We start from the raw sequence: 22,130 nt of genomic DNA on the forward strand, positions 1-22,130 counted from the left end.
CCTCGCCGCCGCCCGTCACGGCTGGCTCCTCAAGGCTCGATATTATTTAACATGTGAAATATACGCAACCGCCATCTGGCGTCGCGCGCCTACCCCGGGAAATCGGGCAGGCTGGCAAAAGCTGTCTTCAGCGCATTCGACCAGCCATCCGAGATCGTGCGGTAATACTGGTCGTCCTGACCGATCCGTTTCTTCAGCCCCACCTTGAAAGTGTCCTTCTCCAGGAAGAGCAGGTCGAGCGGCAAGCCGACCGACAGATTCGACTTCAGTGTCGAATCGAACGACACCAGAAGCAGCTTCACCGTCTCTGCAAGGCTCATCGTCTTTTCGTAGGCGCGGATGATGATCGGCTTGCCATATTTGGTCTCGCCGATCTGGAAAAACGGCGTGTCGTCGGTCGATTCGATGAAATTGCCTTCGGGATAGATCATGAACAGGCGGGGCTCGCTGCCCTTGATCTGGCCGCCGAGGATGAAAGAGGCATTAAAGTAGGAATCCGCCTTCTCGCCCGCAGGTGACGAGCTGGCGATGACCTCCTTCACCGTATCGCCGACCAGCCGCACCGTCTGATACATCGACGGTGTCTCCAGCAGCGTTGCGTGGCGATCGGCAATTGCCTTGGTGCGTTCGTCGAGCAGGCTGACCACTGCCTGCGTCGTCGCCAGATTGCCGGCTGACATCAGCACGATGACGCGCTCGCCCGGCTGCTCCCAGACATGCATCTTGCGGAAGGTGGAAATCGAATCCATACCGGCATTGGTGCGCGTGTCCGACATGAACACGAGCCCGCGATCAATCTTCAGGCCGACGCAATAGGTCATGGAATCTCTTCTAGAGCGATTCATCGTTTCACGGAAACGCAGAACCGCTCTATCTCCTTGTTTCGACGCAATTCCCAAGGGAAAGCGCTATCCGCTTTTCCCGGGAAAACCGTTTCACGCTTTTCCTGGAATTGCTCCGGCGGCAATCCTGGCGGATTACTGCTCCACCGTGACGGTGACCGCAAGCTGTTCTTCCGCCTGTCCCAGCCGAATTCCCGACACCGGCGTGGCGTCGCGATAGTCGCGGCCGGTTGCCACTTTTACATAGCGCTCGTCTGGAGAGATGCCGTTTGCGGCATCGAAGGCGACCCAGCCCAGACCCGCAACATGCGCTTCGGCCCAGGCATGGCTTGCGGCCTGCTCGACGGCGGCATCCAGCATCAGATACCCGCTGATATAGCGGGCAGGAAAGCCCATGGCGCGCGCCGCGGCGGCAAAGATATGGGTGTGATCCTGACAGACACCGGTCTTCAGCGCCAAGGCTTCTTCTGCCGGCGTCGCCGCATTGGTGGTGCCGGGCGTGTAGGCGACGCGATCGCCGATGACAGCCATCAGCCGGTGCAGCCTTTCGATGTCGGTGCCCTTACCGACGGATGCGGCGAGCTCGCGAACACCGCTGCCGATCGCCGTCAAGGGCGTTTCATGGCTGTACAGCCAGAGCGGCGTAAAACCCTGGTGTGGTCCGGAGACGCCCGCAGTGTCGCGCGTCACCACTTCGCCGGCCGCTTCCACGGTGATGAAGTCGCGCTCGCCCTCGACGCTCAACAGCCTGGTGTCGTTGCCGAAATGGTCGACAAAGCGAACCTCCTCGCGCGCGCCCTCGATGGCCAGTGCCCAGGACAAAACGGTCTGCGTCGATCCGCTGACCGGAAGCAGTCGCAGCCGCTGCAGCAGATAGTGCACCGGTGCATCGTAGCGGTATTCGGTCCTGTGGGTGATCTTTAGCCGCATGCACTATGTCCCGCTTGTGAGCATGCTCTTGTCCCATTTTTCGCGATCATGCTCAATTGAACCGGTAGTCCTGCGCGATCTCGTCGCCGAGCCTGGTGTTGTCGCGAATGAAATTGGCCAGGAATTCATGCAGGCCGGCGTCGAATATGTCCTTGATCGACCCGGCTCTCAGCATGGCCTGCGTCTTGTCGGCCGTCGCATGGCAGGCATGACGCTCGCCGTAGTCGTCGCCGAGGAATTTCAGATGTTCGGCCAGGAAGCGGTAGCAGAAGGTCAGCGAACGCGGCATGCGGACATTGAGGATCAGATAGTCGGCAATGTTGGTCGGCTTGTAGTCTGCGTCATAGACCCAGCGGTAGGAGCGGTGCGCCGACACCGAGCGCAGGATCGATTCCCATTGGTAGTTGTCGAGTGTCGAGCCGACCCAGGAGATCGAGGGCAACAGCACATAGTATTTCACGTCGAGGATGCGCGCCGTGTTGTCGGCACGCTCGACATAGGTGCCGAGCTGCGAGAAATCGAAGATCTCGTTGCGCAGCATGGTGCCGTAGAACGAGCCGCGGATCAGCGCCGTCTCGCGCTTGATCGCATCGAGCACGCTCGGCAGGTCGCGCTCGTCGATCGGCCTCGCCAGCATCCGCTTCAGCGACATCCAGGCTTCGTTGATACTTTCCCACGTCTCGCGCGTCAGCGCGGTGCGCACCATGCGGGCATTGTTGCGGGCCGTCTCGATCGCCGCCATCGTGCTCGACGGGTTCGACGTGTCGCGCAACAGGAAGTCGGCGACATTGGCGGCTGTATAATCCTGGTACTTCTGCGTGAAAGCGACGTCGGAGCCGGCGCTGAGCAGCACCGAATTCCATTCCTCCGAGGCGCTCTGGGTCCGGGTCAGCGCCATGCGCAGCCCGGCATCGACAAGGCGCGCCATGTTTTCGGCCCGCTCGATATAGCGGTTCATCCAATAGAGCCCGTTGGCGGTGCGGCCTAAAAGCATCAAAAACCCTTCAAGTGAAAATCAATCATCCAGCACCCACGTATCCTTGGTGCCGCCGCCTTGCGAGGAATTGACGACCAGAGACCCTTCCTTCAGCGCGACGCGCGTCAGCCCGCCGGGCACGATCTGGATGCGGTCGGAAACCAGCACATAGGGTCTGAGATCGACGTGGCGCGGCGCCAGGCCCTTGTCGGTCAGGATCGGGCAAGTCGACAGCGCCAGCGTCGGCTGGGCGATGTAGTTCGACGGTTTTGCCGCGAGTTTTTTGGAAAAGTCCTCGCACTCCTTCTTGGTCGCCGCCGGTCCGACCAGCATGCCGTAGCCGCCGGAACCGTGGACCTCCTTGATCACCAGCTCATCGATGTGCTCGAGCACGTATTTCAGGCTGTCCGGCTCCGAGCACCGCCAGGTCGGAATGTTGCCGAGTATCGCCTTGCGGCCGGTGTAGAATTCGACGATCTCGGGCATGTAGGAGTAGATCGCCTTGTCGTCGGCAATGCCGGTTCCCGGCGCATTGGCAATGGTGATGTTTCCGGCACGGTAGACGTCCATGATGCCGGGTATGCCAAGTGCGGAGTCCGGCCGGAAGGTCAGCGGATCGAGGAAAGAATCGTCGACGCGGCGGTAAAGCACATCGATCTGCTTGTAGCCTTCGGTGGTGCGCATCGCGACATGGCCGTCTACAACGCGCAGATCCTGACCTTCGACAAGCTGCACACCCATCTGGTCGGCAAGGAAGGCGTGTTCGAAATAGGCGGAGTTGAAGCTCCCGGGCGTCAGCACGGCGATCGTCGGCGTGCCCTTGGTGCTCTGCGGCCGCACCGCCGCCAGCGACTGCCGCAGGAGCTGCGGATAGTTTTCCACCGGCCGCACCTTGATCTTCTGGAACAGCTCGGGGAACAGCTGCATCATCGTCTCGCGGTTCTCCAGCATGTAGGAGACACCCGACGGCGTGCGCGCATTGTCCTCCAGCACGTAGAATTCGTCCTCGCTGATGCGGACGATATCGACGCCGATGATGTGGGTGTAGACGCCGGCAGGTGGCCTGACCCCGATCATTTCCGGCAAGAACGCTTCGTTCTTGGCGATCAATTCCCTGGGAACGCGCCCCGCCCGCAGGATCTCCTGGCGATGGTAGATATCGTCGAGGAAGGCATTCAGCGCCTGCACGCGCTGTTCGATGCCTTGCGTCAGGCGCCGCCATTCATTGCCCGAGATAATGCGGGGAACGATGTCGAACGGGATCAGCCGCTCGGAAGCTTCCTGCTCGCCATAGACGGCGAAGGTGATGCCGGTCTTGCGGAAGACGCGTTCGGCGTCCTGCATCTTCTCGGTAAGCCTGGCCGGATCCTGCTCCTTCAGCCAGCGATCATAAGCCGAATACGGTCTTCTCAATCCGGAGACTTCCGGAAGCATTTCATCGAACGCTGCCAATCGCATACTCCCCTGTGACGCCATTTCACTGGCGTCGCCGGAGAAAATCAAGCGCAATCGGTGATTTGAGGGATACAGACGACCAGTATGTGGCGGCTGCCCAAAATTAAGGCAGCTGAAATATGCCCTTGGTCAGGCTTTGCCTCGTGGCCGGGCAGGTGCGTTCAGGAGCTGAAGCATGATCCCAAAAAGTCGAAGCCGGCTTAGGAGAAGGTCATGCTCAAACACTGAGATAGAACCCCATCCCGATTCTATAGGGAATGGAACGGGCTCTAGAAGGCGCGGAACGTGACGACGGTGAAAGTGTCCTTGATCCCGGGGAGAATCTGCACCTTCTCGTTGACGAAATGGCCCACATCTTCCTCGTCGTCGACGTAGAATTTGGCGAGCAGATCGTAGTTGCCGGCAGTCGAGTAGATTTCCGAGGCGATCTCGGCATCGGCAAGCGCGCTGGCAACCTCATAGGATTTGCCAAGCTCGCATTTGATCTGCACGAAAAACGCCCTCATGGCTTCGTCCCTAAACGTCCAAGTCCAAGCGGCCCTTCTGACAGACTGGAGGCGGGCTTTCAAGCGCCGGATGAATGCTCAGCCGGCTCGGGCCTGGGCTAAGACTTCCCGCAGCGCGCGCGGGGCGACACGAATGTTCGCCACCGATGAAACCGTGAAGCGCCGTCGTGCGTATGTTAAGATGCCCCTTGGAACAGTTTTGGGGAGAGGCAGCTTTAGCAAGGGGCAACGGAGACAGGCCATGCGCCGTATGTTTTTCGCATTCGCGTTCGTTCCACTCGTCCTGGCATCGTCTGCGCTTGCCGGCGATGCCGAGGTCAAGGCGGCGCAAGCCGCCATCGACGGCCAGTTGAAAGCCTTCATCGCCAATGACGGCGCCACCGCCTATAGCTTCGCCGCACCCAACGTGAAGCAGATCTTCCCGACCGTCGACACCTTCATGAACATGGTGACCAACGGCTATGCGCCGGTGCGCAACCCACAGACCTATTCTTTTGGCAAGGTCGAGGAAACGAGCCCGACATCGATCGTCCAGCAGGTGCTGATCGTCGGCCCCGACGGCAAGGATTATGAGGCTGTCTACACGCTGCAGCAACAGCCCGACGGCACGTTCCAGATCACCGGCTGCAGCCTGCGCGCGTCGAATTCGCTAAGCACCTGAGACAGCCGATATCAGTAGCGCGCCCTGCCGCCCGACATATCGAATACTGCACCAGTGTTGAAGCTGCTCGAATCGGAACACAGCCAGAGCACCAACGCAGCGACTTCGTCGGCGGAGCCGAGCCGTTTCAGCGGGCTGGCGCCGATCATGTCGCTGACAACTTCATTGCCAAGGCGCCTGATAAGGTCGGTATCGATCGGACCGGGCGCTACGCAATTCACCCGAATGCCGGTGTCGCAAACCTCCCGCGACAATGCCTTGGTGAAAGCGATAATGCCTGCGCTTGCCGCCGAATAGGCGGCAAGGTTCGGCAAGCCCTCCTTGCCTGCAAGCGATCCCATGTTGACGATGCGGCCGTTGCCGGCCTTGCGCATGATCGGCAGAACCTGATGCGTGACCTCGAACGTTCCGAGGAGATTGACACCGATGATGCGCTGCCATTCAACCGGCTCGAAGGCCTCAAAGCCGAGGTAGGGACCGAGATAGCCAGCGTTGTTGACGAGGATGTCGACCCGGCCCGCTCCGGCGATAACGTCAGCCAAGGCTTCCCTTATGTCGCCGGCCTTGGTGGCGTCGACAGTCAGGCTGCGGATGCCGTCAGCCGGCACCGGATCGGCGTCCCAGACCCAGACGTCGGCGCCAGACCCTGACAACTGCGTGGCCACGGCTCTGCCGATGCCCCTGGAGCCCCCGGTTACGATCGCCGTCCTGCCGGCAAAGTCGTATGTCACGGCCATAGCCATCCCTCGATTGCAAATCTGCTCTTGGGCAGCCGATCCGTCAATCGCTGGAAACGCTGGACTAAATGGCTGGGATATCGCCCCGAGCCCAACCTTCCGAAATCTCCGCCGCGCGTCCTTCGAAGGCATGTGCCTCGATTGCCGCACGGATGTCCTGCATCAGCTTCTGATAATACGAGAGATTGTTCCAGGTGAGCAGCATCGCACCAAGCGCTTCCTGCGAGCGCACCAGATGGTGCAGATAGGCGCGTGAGTAGTCCCTCGCCGCCGGGCAGTCGCTTTCCTCGTCGAGCGGACGCGGATCGTCGGCATGGCGGGCGTTACGCAGATTGACCTTGCCGCGCCTGGTGTAGGCAAGACCGTGCCGGCCGGCCCGCGTAGGCATCACGCAATCGAACATGTCGATGCCGCGCGCCACCGATTTCAGGATATCGTCGGGGGTGCCGACGCCCATCAGATAGCGCGGCTTGTTTTCGGGCAGTTCCGGACAGATGATCTCGAGCATCTCGAGCATCACCGCTTGCGGCTCCCCGACGGCCAGACCGCCGACCGCATAACCCTTCAACTCCATCGCGCTCAGTGCCTGAGCCGAACGCACCCTGAGAGCCGCGTTGTCACCGCCTTGCACGATGCCGAACATCGCCTTGCCCGGCTGGTCGCCGAACGCCGTCTTGCAGCGCTCGGCCCAGCGCAGCGACAGTTCCATGGCGCGCTCGATCTCCTTGATCTCGGCCGGCAGCGCCGTGCACTCGTCGAGCTGCATCTGGATATCGGAATCGAGCAAACCCTGGATCTCGATCGAGCGTTCCGGCGACATTTCGTAGGCCGCGCCATCGATATGCGAACGGAAGGTGACACCCTTTTCAGTCAGCTTTCTCAACTTCGACAGCGACATCACCTGGAAACCGCCGCTATCGGTCAGGATCGGATGCGGCCAGCGGGCGAATTCGTGCAAGCCCCCCAGACGCGCCACGCGCTCGGCGCCGGGCCGCAGCATCAAATGGTAGGTGTTGCCCAGGATGATGTCGGCGCCAAGGCCGCGCACCTGGTCCATATACATCGTCTTGACGGTGCCGCCGGTGCCGACCGGCATGAAGGCAGGCGTGCGGATTTCGCCGCGCGGCATGTCGATCACGCCGCGTCGCGCCTTGCCGCCCGTCGCCAGAACCTTGAAGCTGAACGGCTTAGCCATTGAATTCCTTGTCATGAACCGGGGCGCCAGGTGCCTGCTTGTCGAGCGACTGGCGGTATTGGATGCAGCCACGCATGAATCTGGGCCAGGGCGGTACGGCGATCGACGGCTCGGTCTTCTCCGGCAGCAGATCCCACAGATCCGGGTGATGCCAGCACAAATCATGGCCGGTGGCGTCGCGATGCTGGCGAATGCCAGAGCGCAATTTTTTCACTTCCGCGATCAGTGCGTCGCGGTCCAGGCTCCCGAGATCATCGTCCATCGCTCATCTCCGCTCGATAAAGCAGACTTGCGTCTCCATAGGAGTAGAATCTGTACCGGTTCTCGATGGCATGCGCATAGGCCGCACGCATCGTGTCGAGGCCGCTGAAGGCCGAGACCAGCATGAACAGGGTCGAGCGCGGCAGGTGGAAATTGGTCATGAGCATGTCGGCGGTACGAAAGCGGTAGCCGGGCGTGATGAAGATGTCGGTCGGACCGGACCATGCAACCACGGTCCCGTCCGCGCGCGCCGCGCTTTCCAGCAGGCGCAGCGAGGTCGTGCCGACGGCGACGATGCGCCCGCCTTTCGCCCTGGCCGCATTGAGCGCGACGGCGGTTGCCTCGCTGACCGAACCGGTCTCGGCATGCATTTTGTGGTCGGCGGTGTCGTCTGCCTTCACCGGCAGGAACGTGCCGGCGCCGACATGCAAGGTGACGAAGCGGCGCTCGACACCCTTGGCGTCGAGCGCCGCAAAAAGCTCCGGCGTGAAATGCAGGCCTGCCGTGGGTGCGGCAACGGCGCCTTCTTCCCGGGCATAGATGGTCTGGTAGTCGGCCCGGTCGCGTTCGTCGTCGTCGCGCTTCGAGGCGATATAGGGCGGCAGCGGAATATGGCCGACCGCATGCAGCGCTTCGTCCAGGAAGGGCCCCGACAGGTCGAAGCCAAGTAGCGCCTCGCCGCCCTCGCCTTTCTCGATCACGGTGGCGTCGAGCTGGCCGAGGAAACAGGAATTGCCATCATGGCCGAAATGGATACGGTCACCGGCGGCAATGCGCTTGCCCGGTCGCATGAAGGCCAGCCAGCGGTCCGGCGCCATGCGCATATGCAGCGTGGCTTCGACCTGAGCCTGTGCCTCGCCGCGCAGTCGGATGCCCTTCAGTTGCGCCGGAATGACCTTGGTGTCGTTGAAGACCAGCACGTCGCCGGCCCTGAGCAGGGACGGAAGGTCGCCAACCGCCCGGTCTTCGAGCCCTTCACCGGGCTTGATCACCAGCATTTTGGCGCTGTCGCGCGGCTCTGCCGGGCGAAGCGCGACACGCTCCTCAGGCAGGTGGAAGTCAAACAGATCGACGCGCATCAGTAGAGCCGGACGAGCAGCGCTCCGGCCAGCAGCAGCACCGCACCGGCGACGCGGCCGAGCGAGATTTCACGCACCGCGACGCCGAGGAAGCCAACGCGGTCGATGAGCATGCCGGCCAGCAACTGTCCCGCCACCAGAAAGGCCATCAGGGCGGCGGCGCCGATGCGCGGCGTCAGGATGGTCGACAGCGTCACATAGAAGCCGCCAAGCATGCCGCCGGCGATGAACAGCCACGGTGCCGGCGCCTTCCAGTCGAGCGTGATGCCTTGCAGCTTCACCACCGTGACGGAGATGATGCCGAGCACCACCGCGCCCGACAGGAACGAAAACGCAGCCGCCGCGACCGGGAGCCCCAGGCCGCGCGCCAACTGCGAATTGATCGGCGCCTGAATGGCAATGAAGGCGCCGGACAGGATGCCGAGAAGCGACCAGACGACGCCCATCATTGATGTTTTGCCTTACTTGACGTCGGCCGCGACCTTCAGCGACACGATCTTGTCGGGATCCGGCACCGGCTCGCCGCGCTTGATCTTGTCGACATTGTCCATGCCTTCGATGACCTGGCCCCAGACCGTGTACTGGCGGTTGAGGAAGGCGGCATCGTCGAAGCAGATGAAGAACTGCGAATTGGCCGAGTTCGGGTTTTGCGAACGGGCCATCGAACAGGTGCCGCGCCCATGGTTGGCATTGGAGAATTCAGCCTTGAGGTCGGGCTTGTCGGAGCCGCCCATGCCCGCACGCGACGGAGCAAAGGAGGGCTTGCTGGAATTGCCGAACTTGACGTCGCCGGTCTGCGCCATGAAGCCGTCGATGACGCGGTGGAAGACCACGCCGTCATAGGCGCCTTCGCGTGCCAGTTCCTTGATACGGGCGACATGGCCAGGCGCCAGGTCGGGGAAAAGTTCGATGACGACGTTGCCCTTGGTCGTCTCCATGATGAGCGCGTTTTCGCGGTCCTTGATCTCGGCCATGTCAGATATCCTTTTCAGAAAACAGAGTTATTCGACAACTTTACTTGTCTGCGGCGATGCGCACCTTGAGCATCCGGTCAGGGTCGGTGACCGTGCCATTGTCAGCTTCGTCGCCCTTCTTGATGTGGTCCACCAGCTCCATGCCGCTGACGACGGTGCCGACGATGGTGTATTGGCCATCGAGGGGCGGCGCCGGCGCGAACATGATGAAGAACTGCGAATTGGCGGAGTTGGGGTCCTGCGAGCGGGCCATGCCGACCACGCCGCGCTTGTAGTGTTCGGTCTGCGAGAATTCGGCCGGCAGGTCGGGTTGATCGGAACCGCCGGTGCCGACGGCCTCGGCGCTAAAACCCTTCTTCATGTTACCGAACTTGACGTCGCCGGTCTGCGCCATGAAGCCGTCGATGACGCGGTGGAAGGCGACGTTGTCATAGGCGCCCTGGCGCACCAGCTTCTTGATCTGCGCGACGTTCTTGGGTGCCAGATCGGGCCGAAGCGCGATGGTGACGTCGCCGTCCTTCAGCGTGATGATCATGGTGTTTTCCGGGTCGGCGGCGAAGGCCGAGACAGACGAAGTCACAAGACCGGCAAGCACAATGAGGAACGAGGCAAGCTTTTTCAGCTGCATATCAATCTCCGGGATCTTATTTCGCGAATTTGGCGGTGAGCGCACCGGCAACCGCCGCCGGCACGAAGGGGCGGATGTCGCCTCCCATCGAGGCAATCTGGCGGACAAGTGTGGCGGTAATGGTGCGCACGGACGGGCTGGCGGGCAGAAAAACCGTCTGCAGTTCAGGCGCCATGGTCTCGTTCATGCCGGCCATCTGCATCTCGTAGTCGAGGTCGGTGCCGTCGCGCAGGCCGCGGATCATGATCGAGGCGCCCTGCTTCCTGGCCGCGTCGATGACCAGCCCGTCGAAGGCGACAACCTTGATGCGCGCACCGTCGCGGCCAAATAAAGTCTTCGTCGCACTCTCGATCAGCGCCACCCGTTCCTCGAAGGAAAACAGCGGCTGCTTGCCCGGGTGGATGCCGATGGCCGCATAGACGACGTCGGCCACCGCCAGCGACGCTTTCAGCACGTCGAGATGGCCGTTGGTCAACGGGTCGAAGGAGCCGGCATAGAGGGCGATGCGTTCAGTCATGGCTGGTGCTTCTAACGAGCCTCTCTCGCAAAGGCAAATCCGATTGGCGAGCCGGTCGTGAACCTTTTCCGCCACGTGAACGACAGATGAACACGCTGATCACGAAGCCTTCACGCAGCGTTCACTAGGTTGCACCTTAATAAGATGAAACCAAAATCCCATATCTTCGTTGTTAGGCGCAGGAGAACACACACATGCTGATCTACATGCTCGCCACCGCAATGACCGTCGCCATGCTGATCGCCACCGTTTTCGGCTTGCATCAGGAGGCTCAGCGCATCCGCATCAAGGCCAACACCAAGCGCTTCGAAGGTTTTGGCCCCCGCAAGCCATATCGCCACTACTAAGTTTCGCCTGAACGTGCCACCACGCCGGCCAATGGGCCGGCGTTGCTATGTCAAAACCTGGCGCTGGACTTATTCAGCGCTGTCCGGGCCGGCGTCCGCCGTTGGATCAATCTCAGAGCCGGCGCTTTCTTCGATTTCCTCGTCCGCCTGCGGTTCGGATATCCGCTCGACCGAAACCACCTTTTCACCTTCAGCAGTGTTGAAGATGGTCACGCCCTTGGTGGCGCGGCTGGCGAAACGGATGCCGTTCACCGGCACCCGAATGACGGTACCGCCGTCCGACACCAGCATGATCTGGTCGTCATTGCCGACCGGGAAGGTCGCCACCAGCCTGCCGATCTCGGCTACCTTCGAAACGTCGGTGGCACGAATGCCCTTGCCGCCGCGTCCGGTCAGCCGGAAATCATAGGACGACGAGCGCTTGCCGTAACCATATTCGGTCACCGTCAGCACGTACTGCTCGTGTTGCTTGAGGAACTCGTAGCGCTCGTCGGAAAGCTCAGTCTCCTCGCCGACCTCTTCATTGGTCAGCGCGATCTCTTCCTCTTCGCCAGCCGCGATGCCAGCGGCAAGGCGCCGTTCGGCCGCTGCCCGCTTGAGATAGGCGGCACGTTCGGCCGGCGGCGCATCGACATTCTCGATCACCGACATCGAGATGATGCGGTCGGTCTCGGCCATGGTTATGCCGCGCACGCCGACCGAATTGCGGCTCTGGAAGACCCGGACGTCGCCGACCGAGAAGCGGATGCACTGGCCGGAGCTGGCGGTGAGCAGCACGTCGTCATTGTCGGTGCAGGTCTCGACGCCAAGGATCTCGTCGCCCTCCTCCTCCAGCTTCATGGCGATCTTGCCGTTCCGGTTGACCTGGACGAAGTCGGAAAGCTTGTTGCGTCGCACGGTGCCACGCGTGGTGGCGAACATCACATCGAGCTCGCCCCAGCTGGTCTCGTCCTCGGGCAGCGGCATGATGGTGGTGATGCGCTCACCCTGCTCCAGCGGCAGCATGTTGATCAGCGCCTTGCCGCGCGATTGCGGGTTGCCGATCGGCAGCCGCCAGACCTTCTCCTTGTAGACGATGCCGCGCGAGGAGAAGAACAGCACCGGCGTGTGCGTGTTGGCAACGAACAGCCTTGTGACGAAATCCTCTTCCTTGGTCGACATGCCGGAGCGGCCCTTGCCGCCGCGGCGCTGCGCCCGGTAGAGCGACAGCGGCACGCGCTTGATGTAGCCCGAATGGCTCACCGTCACGACCATGTCCTCGCGCTGGATCAGGTCCTCGTCTTCCATGTCCGCGCCACCATCGGTGAGCTCGGTGCGGCGTGGCGTGCCAAACTCGTCGCGAACGGCGGCAAGCTCATCCTTGACGATCTGCTGGACCCGCGCGCGGGAAGACAAAATGTCCAGGTAATCAATGATTTCGGCGCCGATCGTGTTCAACTCGTCGGCGATCTCGTCGCGGCCGAGCGCGGTCAGGCGCTGCAGGCGCAGTTCGAGGATGGCGCGCGCCTGCTCCTCGGACAGGTTGTAGGTGCCATCCTCATTGATGCGATGGCGCGGATCGTCGATCAACAGGATCAGCGATTCGACGTCGCCAGACGGCCACCGCCGCTCCATCAACTGCTCACGCGCCGTCTGCGGATCCGGCGCGGTGCGGATGAGCTTGATCACTTCGTCGATGTTGGCGACGGCGATGGCGAGACCGACCAGCACATGGGCGCGGTCGCGCGCCTTGCGCAGCAGGAATTTCGTGCGCCGGGTGATCACTTCCTCGCGGAAGGCGACGAACGCCCTCAGCATGTCGGTCAACGTCAGCAGTTCCGGCTTGCCGCCGTTGAGCGCAACCATATTGGCGCCGAAGGAGGTCTGCAGCGGCGTGAAGCGGTAAAGCTGGTTGAGGATGACGTCGGCGACGGCGTCGCGCTTCAGTTCGATGACGACGCGGTAGCCTTGGCGGTCGCTTTCGTCGCGGATGTCGGAAATGCCCTCAATGCGCTTGTCGCGCACCAGTTCGGCCATCTTCTCGATCATCGACGACTTGTTCACCTGGTAGGGAACCTCGGTGATGATGATCGACTCGCGGTCGTTGCCGCGTTGTTCGATGTTGACCTTGCCGCGCATGACGATGGAGCCGCGGCCGGTCGAATAGGCGCTGTAGATGCCGGAACGGCCAAGCACGATGCCGCCGGTCGGGAAATCCGGGCCCGGGATGATCTCCATCAGCGCCGGCAGGTCGATCGCCGGATTGTCGATGATGGCGATGGCGCCATTGCAGACTTCGCTGAGATTGTGCGGCGGGATGTTGGTCGCCATGCCGACGGCAATGCCGCCGGAGCCGTTGACCAGCAGATTGGGGAACCGTGCCGGCAGAACCTTGGGCTCGCTGCCGGACGCATCATAGGTATCCTGGAAATCGACGGTGTCCTTGTCGATATCCTCCAGCAGCTCATGCGCGACCTTGGTCAGCCGCGATTCGGTATAGCGCATCGCCGCCGGCGGATCGCCGTCAATGGAGCCGAAATTGCCCTGTCCGTCGATCAGCGGCACGCGCAGCGACCAGTCCTGCGCCATACGCACCAAAGCGTCGTAGATCGAGGCGTCGCCATGCGGATGGTATTTACCCATCACGTCGGCGACCGGGCGCGCCGACTTCACATATTTGCGGTTCCAGTGGTAACCGCTCTCATGCGAGGCGAAGAGAATGCGGCGATGCACCGGCTTCAGGCCGTCGCGCACGTCCGGCAGCGCACGGCTGACGATCACGCTCATGGCGTAATCGAGATAGGAGCGCTGCATCTCCTCGACGATGGATATCGGCTCAATGCCGGTGGGGCCGCCGTCGGCGCCGCGCGGTGTCTTTTGGTCGGTCAAATCGGATCACAATCTAATCAGGAATCACTTGCTGCTTATATAGGAAGCAAGCCCGAAACTCCAATATCCGCGGCACTTTTCCAGTGTCAATTTTGGTGGTAATTTCAAAAGGATACCACTGATTGCGACGATATGGCCAAGGCGGTTTCGCCGCCACCAAGGCAAAAGCCTGCGATGGACCGTTTTCCCCCAGCGAAAGCCACGAGCGCGATGAATTGGACCTCTTGGCTGCCGTTGCGAGCCCTGAGTGGTTGGACGCCGAGGGATCTGAACGGCGATCTGGTCGCGGGCCTCACACTGGCCGCGATCGCCATTCCCGAACAGATGGCGACCGCCCGGCTCGGCGGCTTTGCTCCCGAGGTCGGCTTCTTCGCTTTTGTTGCCGGTTCGGTGGCGTTCGCGCTGTTCGGAGCCAACCGGCACCTGTCGGCCGGTGCGGATTCGACCATCACGCCTCTGTTTGCCGGCAGTCTCGCCGTGCTCGCCGCAGCCGGGTCGCCGCACTATCTGGCGCTGGCTTCCATGCTGGCGCTGATGGTCGGGCTGATCGTGATTCTGAGCGGTGTCTTTCGCCTTGGCTGGGTCGCCGACCTCTTGTCGTTGCCGGTCACGACGGGTTTTCTGGCCGGCATCGCCATCCATATCATCGTTTCGCAATTGCCCGGACTGCTCGGCCTGCCCGCCCAGAACGGTCAAACCTTGCGACGCATCGGTGAGATCGCCGGCAGCCTGCACCTCACCAATCCCTGGAGCCTCGGCGTCGGCCTCGGCGTGTTCGGAACCGTATTCTGCGCCGAACGCATCAGCGCCCGCATCCCCGGCGCATTGATCGGCATGGTGCTCGCCACCTCTGCGGTTGCCGTCTTCGGCCTCGAGGATCGCGGCGTCGAGGTGCTCGGCGCCTTGCCCAATGGCCTGCCACGGGCCAGCCTGCCGCTTGCCAGCCTTGGCGATGTGCAGGCGCTGGTCCCGCTGGCATTGCTGATCGCCATCGTCGTCATGGTGCAGACAGCGGCCACCTCCCGCTCCTTCGCGCCGCAACAGGGTGACGCTCCCGACGTCAATCGCGATTTCGTCGGCGTCGGTGCCGGCAGCATCGCATCGGGCCTGTTCGGCGCCTTTGCGGTCAATGCCAGCCCGCCGCGCACGGCAATCGTCTCCCAGTCGGGTGGCCGCTCACAGGTCGCGGGTATCATTGCCGCGGCCATCGTGCTGGCGCTGGGTGCTTTCGGTGGCGGCCTGCTCGCCGATGTTCCACAGGCCGCCCTTGCCGGTGTTCTGCTGTTCGTCGCCCAGCACATTCTGCGCTGGAAGGTGTTCGCCAATGTCTACCGGCAGGCGCCGGTCGAATTCGCATTGATCCTCATCACCATGGCAGCCATCGTCGTGCTACCCATCGAGACCGGCGTTGCGATCGGCATCGGCCTGTCGCTCCTGCATGGACTCTGGACCGCAACGCGCACGCATCTGATCGAACTGGAACAGGTGCCGGGGACTTCGGTGTGGTGGCCGCCCAGCGAACCAGTTGCCGGCGAACAGCTCCCCGGCGTGCTCGTCGCGGCATTCCAGGCGCCGCTGTCCTTTGTCAATGCCGACGGCTTCAAGCGCGGCTTTGTCGATCTTGTCGATGCCAGGGGTGGGAGCGTGAAGCTGGTCGTGCTGGAGGCCAGCAACATCGTCGAGATCGACTACACTGCCGCGCAAGCCCTGATCGACACCATCACCCATTGCCGCAATGCGGGCGCGATCTTTGCCATCGCGCGGATGGAATCGCTGCGCGCCCAGGCGGCGCTGGCACGATTTGGCATCGCCGACCTGATCGGCCCGCAGCGGATTTTTCGCAGTGTCGATGCCGCCATCAGGACGCTCGCTCCAGACCAGCAGCCGCAACAACAGGACAAAGCCAAATGACCACCACGCGGGAACCCTTGTTGACCCCGGTCGCAGTCAGAGATCTACGGCCGACGCAGATCACCGTCGGCATGCGGGAAGTCGCCTTGAAGCGCCAGATGCTCCGCTTACAGAGCGCCAGGAAGACCGGCACTTTTCTCGGCACCCATATGGTCCCCGTCGTGCTGGGGCCGAAGAAGCGCAACTATGTCACCGATCACCACCATCTCGCCCGTGCCCTGCTCGAGGAAGGCATCGGGGATGTTCTGGTTACGGTGATCAGCGACCTGTCGGACCTAGACAAGGACGCCTTCCTCTTCGTGCTCGACAATCGCGGCTGGATGCATCCGTTCGACGAGAACGGCAGGCGCCGGGGCTACAACGCTATTCCCAAAACCATGGCCGAACTCGTCGACGACCCCTACCGGAGCATGGCCGGTGAACTGCGCCGGCAAGGTGGTTTCGCCAAGGACACCACCCCGTTCAGTGAATTCCTGTGGGCGGATTTTTTGCGCCGGCGCATCGGCCGGGATGCGGTGGCGAAGAATTTCGACAAGGCGATGAAGGAGGCCCTGAACCTGGCCAAGGCCAAGGACGCCGACTACCTGCCCGGCTGGTGCGGGCCGACATCGGACTGACGCCGCAAGGCCGCAGCGACGGATAAAGGCGGCACAACGCCGCTCGCCCGGCGCATGCGATACTGGCCCGGCGTCTCGCCCATGACGCGTCGAAACCGGCGATTGAACGTCGACAAATCGTTGAAGCCTGCGTCGAAGGCGATCACCGAAACCGCATCGTCGGACAGGCGCAGCCGCACCGCCGCGCGATGCAGCCGGGTCTTAAGCAGGAACTGGTAGGGCGTCATGCCCGCGACCTGCCGGAAGATGCGCAGGAAATGATAGGGGCTGGTCGCGGTCTCATCGGCAAGCGCTGAAAGCGAAACCGGCCTGTCGGCATCCAGTTCGATCCGCCGCACCGCTTCGGCGACCCGTTTTTGATCGCGGCGGCTTGGCGCACGCCTGACATACGCGGGGCTGGAGACTGCTGCCACCGCGGCACCCGCAATGCGCAGCCCGAGTTCCTCGAAGGCGTCGACGTCGGCCATCTCGCGAGCGGTTTCCGCTTCGGCGAGCAAGGATGCCAGGGCCGGCAACGGTGGCAAGCGCGGCGCCTCGAAGGCCAGCCTTTTCGCGCCGGGCACGCCAGCCACGATCCGTTCCATATAGGCCGGCCCGAAATGGAACGAGAGGCAACGGTCGCCGCTGCCATGTTCATGCCCGCATTCGTAGCATGTGCCGGGATTGCCGAGCAGGAGCGCGCCGGGCGCCAGCATCGCCGTGCCTTGTTGCGCGCGATAGCGGAACGTGCCGCTGGAGACCGCGGCGACGCAGAAATCCCGATGGGCCTCCTCGAACGGCCGCTCACCGGCGCCGACCGTGCAGATCACATCCGCCACGTGCCAGCCGGCCCCTGATGCGAGGGTACGCGTGGTCGCTGTCATGACCGAAATATAGCAATTTTTCCCAAGCCCAGAACCCCATCGCGGCCTACTCCTCCCGGTCTCCTGACAAGAAGAGACCGGAACCATGTACGACCAATCCTCCTTTGCCGAAGCCTTGCACAGTGCCGGACCAATCGACGGACTTGCTGAAAAACTGAACCTCTATGGCCGTTTCGTCGGCGCCTGGACTTTTAACGCCTCCCGCCATCTCGAGGACGGCACGGTGCTTACCGGGCGTGGCGAGGTGCATTTCGGCTGGGTGCTGGAAGGCCGCGCAATCCAGGACGTGTGGATCCTGCCCGCGCGGGACGCCGGCCCCTCGCCTTTGCTCGGCATATGGACGTTCTATGGCACGACATTGCGCGTCTACGACCCCGCCGCCGACGCCTGGCACATCTTCTGGAGCGACCCGCGCAACCAGTATTACAGTCGCCAGCTCGGCCGTGCCGAAGGCGATACGATCGCGCAACTGGGCGCCGATGGCACCGGCTCCTCGGTGCGCTGGAGCTTTTCGCGCATCACCGAGAATTCCTTCCGCTGGCTCGGCGAGCGCTCACACGACAATGGCGCGACATGGCGGCTGGAAGTCGAATTCCTGGCGCGCCGAACGGCAACAACCTGACGCTACAAGGCATTGTAACAATGGAGAAAAATATGTTCGATCATATCTCGATCGGCGTTCGCGACGCCGCCGCTTCCAAGCGCTTCTACGATGCTGCGCTGAAGCCTCTCGGCTATAGCTGTCTCAGCCAGTCGCCGGGCTCCTTGGGTTATGGCGCGCAAGGCGTCGTGCTGTGGGTCAACGAGGCCGCGCGGCCGGTGCCACCAGACGCAAAATCCGGCCTGCATTTCTGCTTCGCGGCACCGACGCGGAGCAGCGTCGACGCCTTCCATGCCGGCGGCTTGCGCGAAGGCGGCAGCGACAATGGCGCACCGGGCCTGCGCGCCGACTATGGCGAAAACTACTATGCCGCCTTCGTCGTCGATCCGGACGGTTATCGCATCGAGGCCTATTGCGGCGCTGCCGGCTAAAACAACTCCAGAATAAAATGTGAAACGGCTTCCTGTCCGGAATTGCGTCAAGATGAAAGGGGTGTCGAAGTTTCGGTTTCGTCCCGCTGACAGTTCCCACCGACCGGGCTTTGCTCTACCAATGTCATGGTGCGGGCGCGGCCCGGCGGGAGGGGTCAGAGATGCCGAGCTTCGACAGCCTGTTCAACGCCTTCGTCACCATTCTCGTGACCATCGATCCGCCTGGTCTGGCGCCGCTGTTCCTTGCCGTGACACGCGGCATGAACCGCGAGGAGCGCCAGCAGGTTTCCGTCCGCGCCTCGACCATCGGTTTTCTGGTGATGGCGCTGTTTGCGGTTGCCGGCGCCTCGATCCTGTCGGTCTTCGGCATCACGCTGCCGGCCTTCCGCGTCGCCGGTGGCTTCCTGTTGTTCTTCATCGCTTTCGAAATGGTGTTCGAGCGACGGCAGGACCGCAAGGAGAAGATCGGCGACGTCGCCATCACCAAGGACATGATCCACAACATCGCCGCCTTCCCGCTGGCGATCCCGCTGATCGCCGGCCCCGGCGCCATTTCGGCGACGGTGCTTTTGTCCAGTTCATTCCAGGGCTTCGCCGCGCAGGCGGCGCTGGTCGGCATCATCTTCGTCTGCCTTGCCATCACCTATTTGGTGTTCGTGCTGTCGGAACGTATCGACCGCATCCTCGGCCAGACCGGGCGTTCGATCCTGACCCGGCTGCTCGGCGTCATCCTGGCCGCACTTGCCGTGCAGTTCGTCGCCGACGGCATCAAGGCGCTGATGGCGGGATAGCTCGCGACGAGCCGCCGAAGCCGGCCCTACTTCGCCGTTGTATCGATGACTTCGAAATCGTGGGTGATCGTGGCGGTCTTGGCCAGCATCGCGGAGGCTGAGCAGTATTTTTCGATCGAAAGATGGATCGCCCGTTTGACTTTGTCGCTGGAGAGCGACCGGCCCTTGACCACGAAATGCATGTGGATGCGGGTGAACACCCTGGGCTCGGTTTCGGCCCGGTCGGCGTCGAGCTCGACCACGCAATCCTCGATCGCCTCGCGCCCCTTTTCGAGGATATGCACGACATCATAGGCCGAACAGCCGCCGGTGCCGATCAGCACCAGTTCCATCGGGCTAGGTCCTGGCGTCTTGCCTTCCGGTCCGAGCGCGGTTCCCAGCACTACTTTGTGGCCGCTGCCGGATTCGCCGACGAAGGTGCGCTCCTCCACCCACTTTACACGTGCTTTCATCTGATATTCCTTCCACTTGGGGTCATCCGCCTCAAGGATTAAATAGGATCATGGTCCGGCTCGCGCGACGCCAAAGACGACATCGTGCATGACCCTGCCCGGCAACAGCGTGAAGATGCCGGCCCCGACCTGCGCAAAGACATACAGCGCAATCATCGACTTGCGATGCTTGGCGACCCGATGACTGTGCGCGTGCCACACCGCCAGCGGTACGGTGACCAGCACCAGGATCGACAGGAGATGGATCGGACTGAAAGGGCCGACGAGGCGGATCTGATGAATCCAGAAACTCGAGACGGCGATGACCAGCATCAGCGCGGCCCAGACATAGCCCGCGATGCGATGGCGCCGCGTTCCCTTCGGCAGCGCCAGCTGCGTGGCCCCTATCACCAGCGCGGCGAAAGCCGCAAAGGCATGCCAGGGAACCGGAGAAGGGGCGGCAAGCAGCGGTTGCAGCGACATTGCCGCCTCTCCGGTGGCTGATTGTCCTCAGAACGGGATTTCGTCGTCCAGTTCGCGCGACGAACCGCCGCCACCGCCGCTCTTGGCGCCGCCACCACGATTGAAGCTTTCGCTCGGGCTGGACTGGCCGAAATCGGAACCACGGCTGCTGCCGCCACCGGCATAGCCGCCGACCTGACCGCCCTCACCCTGACCGCGTGCGTCGAGCATCTGTAGCTCGCCGCGGAATTTCTGCAGCACGACTTCCGTCGTGTACTTGTCGTTGCCGGTCTGGTCCTGCCATTTGCGCGTCTGCAACTGGCCCTCGACATAGACCTTCATGCCCTTCTTCAGATACTGCTCGGCCACCTTGGCAAGCTGATCGTTGAAGATGACGACGTTGTGCCACTCGGTCTTTTCCTTGCGCTCGCCGGAATTCTTGTCGCGCCAGCTTTCCGACGTCGCAATGCGGATGTTGACGACCGGCTCGCCCGAGTTCAGGCGACGGATTTCCGGATCTGCACCGAGGTTGCCGACCAGAATGACCTTGTTGACGCTACCCGCCATGATATTTCTCCGCGCTCATCCGAAACAAATTTTTGTCGCAGCACCTTACAGGCTGCAGACCATCGCCGCCTGCTATGGCTGGCTTTTCCCACAAGGTTTTTGTTCCCTTTTCGTTCTATGACGCCCGTGGCGTTCTGTCAATGTTTGTCAGCAAGATGTAGTGTTCCGGTCCGAAATTTCCATGAAATCGGGAATGGGTCGGGGGCAATCAATGAACTCCGTCACACATGAGGACCAGCCGCGCGAGCAATGGCGAGCAGGTGTGGGAACGCGTATGCATGTGTCGGCAAGCAACGGTGCATCGCAACTTTGCATATTCGAGCAATGGGTCGAGCCCACGGTAGGTGCCCCAACGCATTGGCATCCCGTCGAGGAAGTGCTGACCGTTATCGCCGGCAGGGCCGAGATGTGGATCGACGATGAGCACAACGTCCTGACCTCTGGCCAGTCTCTCGTTGTTCCCGCGAACAGGAAACACGGGTTCAAGAACGTCGGCACCGGTACGCTTCACATCCACGCCGTGCTTGCGTCGCCAATCTTCGAGGCGACGTTTGATGGACCTGCCGGGCTGGTGAGGCGCTGGCTTCCGGCAAACTCGTAAAAACAGCGCTTGCCAAATCAATAAGTATCGACTTATGCTTTCGTCATGATCGAAGCAGAGATTTTCCGCGCCCTTGCCGACCCGACGCGCCGCGCCGTCTTTGAGCAGCTTGCCGCTGGCGAAATGAGCGTCTCGGAATTGCGCAGCGGCATGACGGTGTCGCAACCCGCCGTCTCCCAGCATCTGGCGGTGTTGCGCGGCGCTGGCTTGGTGGTCGAGCGGCGAGCGGGCCGCAACGCCTACTATCGCGCCGACCCGCAAGGGCTTGCCCCCTTGCTCTCCTGGATCGAACGCTACCGGACCTTCTGGCCGGAGCGCATCGAAAGGCTGAAGGCGGTTTTGAAGGACATGGATCAATGAAGAGCATGGGATCAATGACAGACCAAAGCCACGCGGACACCAACACCGCGCCTGACGCGATCGAGTTTGAGTGCGACCTGCCGGAGCCGCCGGAAAAGGTGTGGCGCGCACTGACCGTGCCCGAGCTGCTCGCCGCATGGATGATGCCGAACGACATCAGCCCTGAGACCGGCAGCCGTTTTGCCTTCGCCGGGCCAGAGGCGGCGATCGAATGCGAGATCATCGACGCCGAGCCCGAACGGCTGCTGCGCTATTCCTGGCGCGAGCGGCCGCAGCCAGGCGATGCCGGGCGGCAGGCTCGGCTCGACAGCCCGCTCGACAGCATTGTCACCTTCACACTCGCCCGCACCGTCTCCGGCGGCACGCATCTGCGCATCGTCCATGACGGTTTTGCCCGAACGGCAATGCCCGCTGTTGCCATGGCCGGCGCAGGCTGCAGGCTTTCGCTGGGGTCGCGCAATCCAAGATGGCCGGCCGCCGCGAACACGCCTTTGCTGTTGCTGCGCGCGGCCTGAACAA

General features: G+C 62.3%; 28 protein-coding genes. 10 read left to right on the plus strand and 18 right to left on the minus strand.

Annotation, left to right across the window (positions count from 1 at the left end):
- Nucleotides 1-89 precede the first annotated feature (89 nt).
- The 5 genes from AC1DZP_RS15880 to AC1DZP_RS15900 form a co-directional block, all read right to left on the minus strand.
- Nucleotides 90-821: a proteasome-type protease gene (locus AC1DZP_RS15880; RefSeq protein ID WP_095085040.1), complete on the minus strand. Its 732-nt coding sequence runs from the start codon at nucleotides 819-821 to the stop codon at nucleotides 90-92.
- 156 nt (nucleotides 822-977) lie between these two features.
- On the minus strand, nucleotides 978-1,772 hold the full coding sequence (locus AC1DZP_RS15885) for a transglutaminase family protein (protein ID WP_477227297.1): 795 nt from the start codon (nucleotides 1,770-1,772) through the stop codon (nucleotides 978-980).
- Between the two features lie 52 nt (nucleotides 1,773-1,824).
- Entirely contained in the window at nucleotides 1,825-2,766 is a 942-nt protein-coding gene (locus tag AC1DZP_RS15890; RefSeq protein WP_095085042.1) for an alpha-E domain-containing protein, read from the minus strand.
- Nucleotides 2,767-2,787: 21 nt separating this feature from the next.
- On the minus strand, nucleotides 2,788-4,200 hold the full coding sequence (locus AC1DZP_RS15895) for a circularly permuted type 2 ATP-grasp protein (protein WP_167392123.1): 1,413 nt from the start codon (nucleotides 4,198-4,200) through the stop codon (nucleotides 2,788-2,790).
- Between the two features lie 272 nt (nucleotides 4,201-4,472).
- Nucleotides 4,473-4,709: an Lrp/AsnC family transcriptional regulator gene (locus tag AC1DZP_RS15900; RefSeq protein ID WP_095085044.1), complete on the minus strand. Its 237-nt coding sequence runs from the start codon at nucleotides 4,707-4,709 to the stop codon at nucleotides 4,473-4,475.
- Between the two features lie 241 nt (nucleotides 4,710-4,950).
- Here AC1DZP_RS15900 and AC1DZP_RS15905 point away from each other — a divergent pair, with 241 nt between their 5' ends.
- The gene (locus AC1DZP_RS15905) at nucleotides 4,951-5,370 is read left to right on the plus strand and encodes a DUF4864 domain-containing protein (RefSeq protein ID WP_477227299.1); all 420 of its coding nucleotides are present in this window, start codon (nucleotides 4,951-4,953) and stop codon (nucleotides 5,368-5,370) included.
- An 11-nt stretch (nucleotides 5,371-5,381) separates the two neighbouring features.
- Here the strand turns inward: AC1DZP_RS15905 and AC1DZP_RS15910 are convergent, their stop codons facing one another.
- The 8 genes from AC1DZP_RS15910 to coaD all read right to left on the minus strand — a co-directional run bounded on the left by AC1DZP_RS15910 (nucleotide 5,382) and on the right by coaD (nucleotide 10,761).
- Nucleotides 5,382-6,107 (minus strand): SDR family NAD(P)-dependent oxidoreductase, encoded by a 726-nt coding sequence (locus tag AC1DZP_RS15910; RefSeq protein WP_477303656.1) that lies wholly within the window; start codon nucleotides 6,105-6,107, stop codon nucleotides 5,382-5,384.
- Between the two features lie 64 nt (nucleotides 6,108-6,171).
- Complete coding sequence (gene tgt / locus AC1DZP_RS15915) at nucleotides 6,172-7,302, minus strand: tRNA guanosine(34) transglycosylase Tgt (protein ID WP_477303658.1); 1,131 nt, start codon at nucleotides 7,300-7,302, stop codon at nucleotides 6,172-6,174.
- Complete coding sequence (locus AC1DZP_RS15920) at nucleotides 7,295-7,564, minus strand: hypothetical protein (protein ID WP_477303660.1); 270 nt, start codon at nucleotides 7,562-7,564, stop codon at nucleotides 7,295-7,297. Before AC1DZP_RS15920 ends, tgt begins: the two co-directional genes overlap by 8 nt.
- A complete protein-coding gene (queA, locus tag AC1DZP_RS15925) occupies nucleotides 7,554-8,642 on the minus strand; it encodes a tRNA preQ1(34) S-adenosylmethionine ribosyltransferase-isomerase QueA (RefSeq protein WP_477303662.1) in 1,089 nt (362 codons plus the stop codon). The genes AC1DZP_RS15920 and queA overlap by 11 nt, the downstream gene beginning before the upstream one ends.
- Nucleotides 8,642-9,091: a DMT family transporter gene (locus tag AC1DZP_RS15930; RefSeq protein ID WP_477303664.1), complete on the minus strand. Its 450-nt coding sequence runs from the start codon at nucleotides 9,089-9,091 to the stop codon at nucleotides 8,642-8,644. Before AC1DZP_RS15930 ends, queA begins: the two co-directional genes overlap by 1 nt.
- 12 nt (nucleotides 9,092-9,103) lie before the next feature.
- Complete coding sequence (locus tag AC1DZP_RS15935; RefSeq protein ID WP_095085051.1) at nucleotides 9,104-9,616, minus strand: peptidylprolyl isomerase; 513 nt, start codon at nucleotides 9,614-9,616, stop codon at nucleotides 9,104-9,106.
- A gap of 40 nt (nucleotides 9,617-9,656) precedes the next feature.
- Complete coding sequence (locus AC1DZP_RS15940; RefSeq protein ID WP_095085052.1) at nucleotides 9,657-10,244, minus strand: peptidylprolyl isomerase; 588 nt, start codon at nucleotides 10,242-10,244, stop codon at nucleotides 9,657-9,659.
- Nucleotides 10,245-10,260: 16 nt separating this feature from the next.
- A complete protein-coding gene (coaD, locus tag AC1DZP_RS15945; RefSeq protein ID WP_477288833.1) occupies nucleotides 10,261-10,761 on the minus strand; it encodes a pantetheine-phosphate adenylyltransferase in 501 nt (166 codons plus the stop codon).
- A gap of 194 nt (nucleotides 10,762-10,955) precedes the next feature.
- Between coaD and AC1DZP_RS15950 the strand changes: the two genes are divergently transcribed.
- Nucleotides 10,956-11,108: a hypothetical protein gene (locus AC1DZP_RS15950; protein WP_095085054.1), complete on the plus strand. Its 153-nt coding sequence runs from the start codon at nucleotides 10,956-10,958 to the stop codon at nucleotides 11,106-11,108.
- 69 nt (nucleotides 11,109-11,177) lie between these two features.
- Here AC1DZP_RS15950 and gyrA read toward each other — a convergent pair whose 3' ends face one another.
- Nucleotides 11,178-13,976, minus strand: a complete 2,799-nt coding sequence (gene gyrA / locus AC1DZP_RS15955; RefSeq protein ID WP_477303666.1) for a DNA gyrase subunit A — start codon at nucleotides 13,974-13,976, stop codon at nucleotides 11,178-11,180.
- A 210-nt stretch (nucleotides 13,977-14,186) separates the two neighbouring features.
- Between gyrA and AC1DZP_RS15960 the strand changes: the two genes are divergently transcribed.
- Complete coding sequence (locus tag AC1DZP_RS15960) at nucleotides 14,187-15,887, plus strand: SulP family inorganic anion transporter (RefSeq protein ID WP_477303668.1); 1,701 nt, start codon at nucleotides 14,187-14,189, stop codon at nucleotides 15,885-15,887.
- Entirely contained in the window at nucleotides 15,884-16,504 is a 621-nt protein-coding gene (locus AC1DZP_RS15965) for a ParB-like protein (protein ID WP_477303670.1), read from the plus strand. The genes AC1DZP_RS15960 and AC1DZP_RS15965 overlap by 4 nt, the downstream gene beginning before the upstream one ends.
- Here the strand turns inward: AC1DZP_RS15965 and AC1DZP_RS15970 are convergent.
- Nucleotides 16,468-17,367: a helix-turn-helix transcriptional regulator gene (locus tag AC1DZP_RS15970; RefSeq protein WP_477303672.1), complete on the minus strand. Its 900-nt coding sequence runs from the start codon at nucleotides 17,365-17,367 to the stop codon at nucleotides 16,468-16,470. The genes AC1DZP_RS15965 and AC1DZP_RS15970 overlap by 37 nt on opposite strands.
- Nucleotides 17,368-17,452: 85 nt before the next feature.
- On the opposite strand from AC1DZP_RS15970, the gene AC1DZP_RS15975 reads away from it, so the two are divergent.
- The 3 genes from AC1DZP_RS15975 (at nucleotide 17,453) to AC1DZP_RS15985 (ending at nucleotide 19,190) form a co-directional block, all read left to right on the plus strand.
- A complete protein-coding gene (locus AC1DZP_RS15975) occupies nucleotides 17,453-17,989 on the plus strand; it encodes a hypothetical protein (RefSeq protein ID WP_477303674.1) in 537 nt (178 codons plus the stop codon).
- Nucleotides 17,990-18,021: 32 nt separating this feature from the next.
- On the plus strand, nucleotides 18,022-18,399 hold the full coding sequence (locus AC1DZP_RS15980; RefSeq protein WP_477303676.1) for a VOC family protein: 378 nt from the start codon (nucleotides 18,022-18,024) through the stop codon (nucleotides 18,397-18,399).
- A 161-nt stretch (nucleotides 18,400-18,560) separates the two neighbouring features.
- The gene (locus AC1DZP_RS15985; protein ID WP_477303678.1) at nucleotides 18,561-19,190 is read left to right on the plus strand and encodes a MarC family protein; all 630 of its coding nucleotides are present in this window, start codon (nucleotides 18,561-18,563) and stop codon (nucleotides 19,188-19,190) included.
- A gap of 26 nt (nucleotides 19,191-19,216) precedes the next feature.
- On the opposite strand, the gene AC1DZP_RS15990 is transcribed toward AC1DZP_RS15985, so the two are convergent.
- From AC1DZP_RS15990 to AC1DZP_RS16000, 3 genes are read right to left on the minus strand one after another with little or no spacing between them, the layout of a single operon-like run.
- Nucleotides 19,217-19,642 carry an OsmC family protein gene (locus tag AC1DZP_RS15990; protein WP_477303680.1) on the minus strand — a complete coding sequence of 142 codons (426 nt, stop codon included), beginning with the start codon at nucleotides 19,640-19,642 and terminating at the stop codon, nucleotides 19,217-19,219.
- A 48-nt stretch (nucleotides 19,643-19,690) separates the two neighbouring features.
- Entirely contained in the window at nucleotides 19,691-20,104 is a 414-nt protein-coding gene (locus AC1DZP_RS15995) for a DUF2306 domain-containing protein (RefSeq protein WP_477303682.1), read from the minus strand.
- A gap of 27 nt (nucleotides 20,105-20,131) precedes the next feature.
- Complete coding sequence (locus AC1DZP_RS16000; RefSeq protein WP_095085060.1) at nucleotides 20,132-20,650, minus strand: single-stranded DNA-binding protein; 519 nt, start codon at nucleotides 20,648-20,650, stop codon at nucleotides 20,132-20,134.
- Nucleotides 20,651-20,861: 211 nt separating this feature from the next.
- Between AC1DZP_RS16000 and AC1DZP_RS16005 the strand changes: the two genes are divergently transcribed.
- The 3 genes from AC1DZP_RS16005 to AC1DZP_RS16015 are packed head-to-tail and all read left to right on the plus strand — an operon-like array spanning nucleotide 20,862 to nucleotide 22,126.
- Nucleotides 20,862-21,251, plus strand: a complete 390-nt coding sequence (locus AC1DZP_RS16005; RefSeq protein ID WP_477303684.1) for a cupin domain-containing protein — start codon at nucleotides 20,862-20,864, stop codon at nucleotides 21,249-21,251.
- A gap of 45 nt (nucleotides 21,252-21,296) precedes the next feature.
- Complete coding sequence (locus AC1DZP_RS16010) at nucleotides 21,297-21,611, plus strand: ArsR/SmtB family transcription factor (RefSeq protein WP_095085062.1); 315 nt, start codon at nucleotides 21,297-21,299, stop codon at nucleotides 21,609-21,611.
- A 14-nt stretch (nucleotides 21,612-21,625) separates the two neighbouring features.
- The gene (locus tag AC1DZP_RS16015) at nucleotides 21,626-22,126 is read left to right on the plus strand and encodes an SRPBCC family protein (RefSeq protein WP_477303686.1); all 501 of its coding nucleotides are present in this window, start codon (nucleotides 21,626-21,628) and stop codon (nucleotides 22,124-22,126) included.
- Nucleotides 22,127-22,130: the final 4 nt, after the last annotated feature.

This window comes from Mesorhizobium sp. P2_F8 (genome assembly GCF_056403655.1).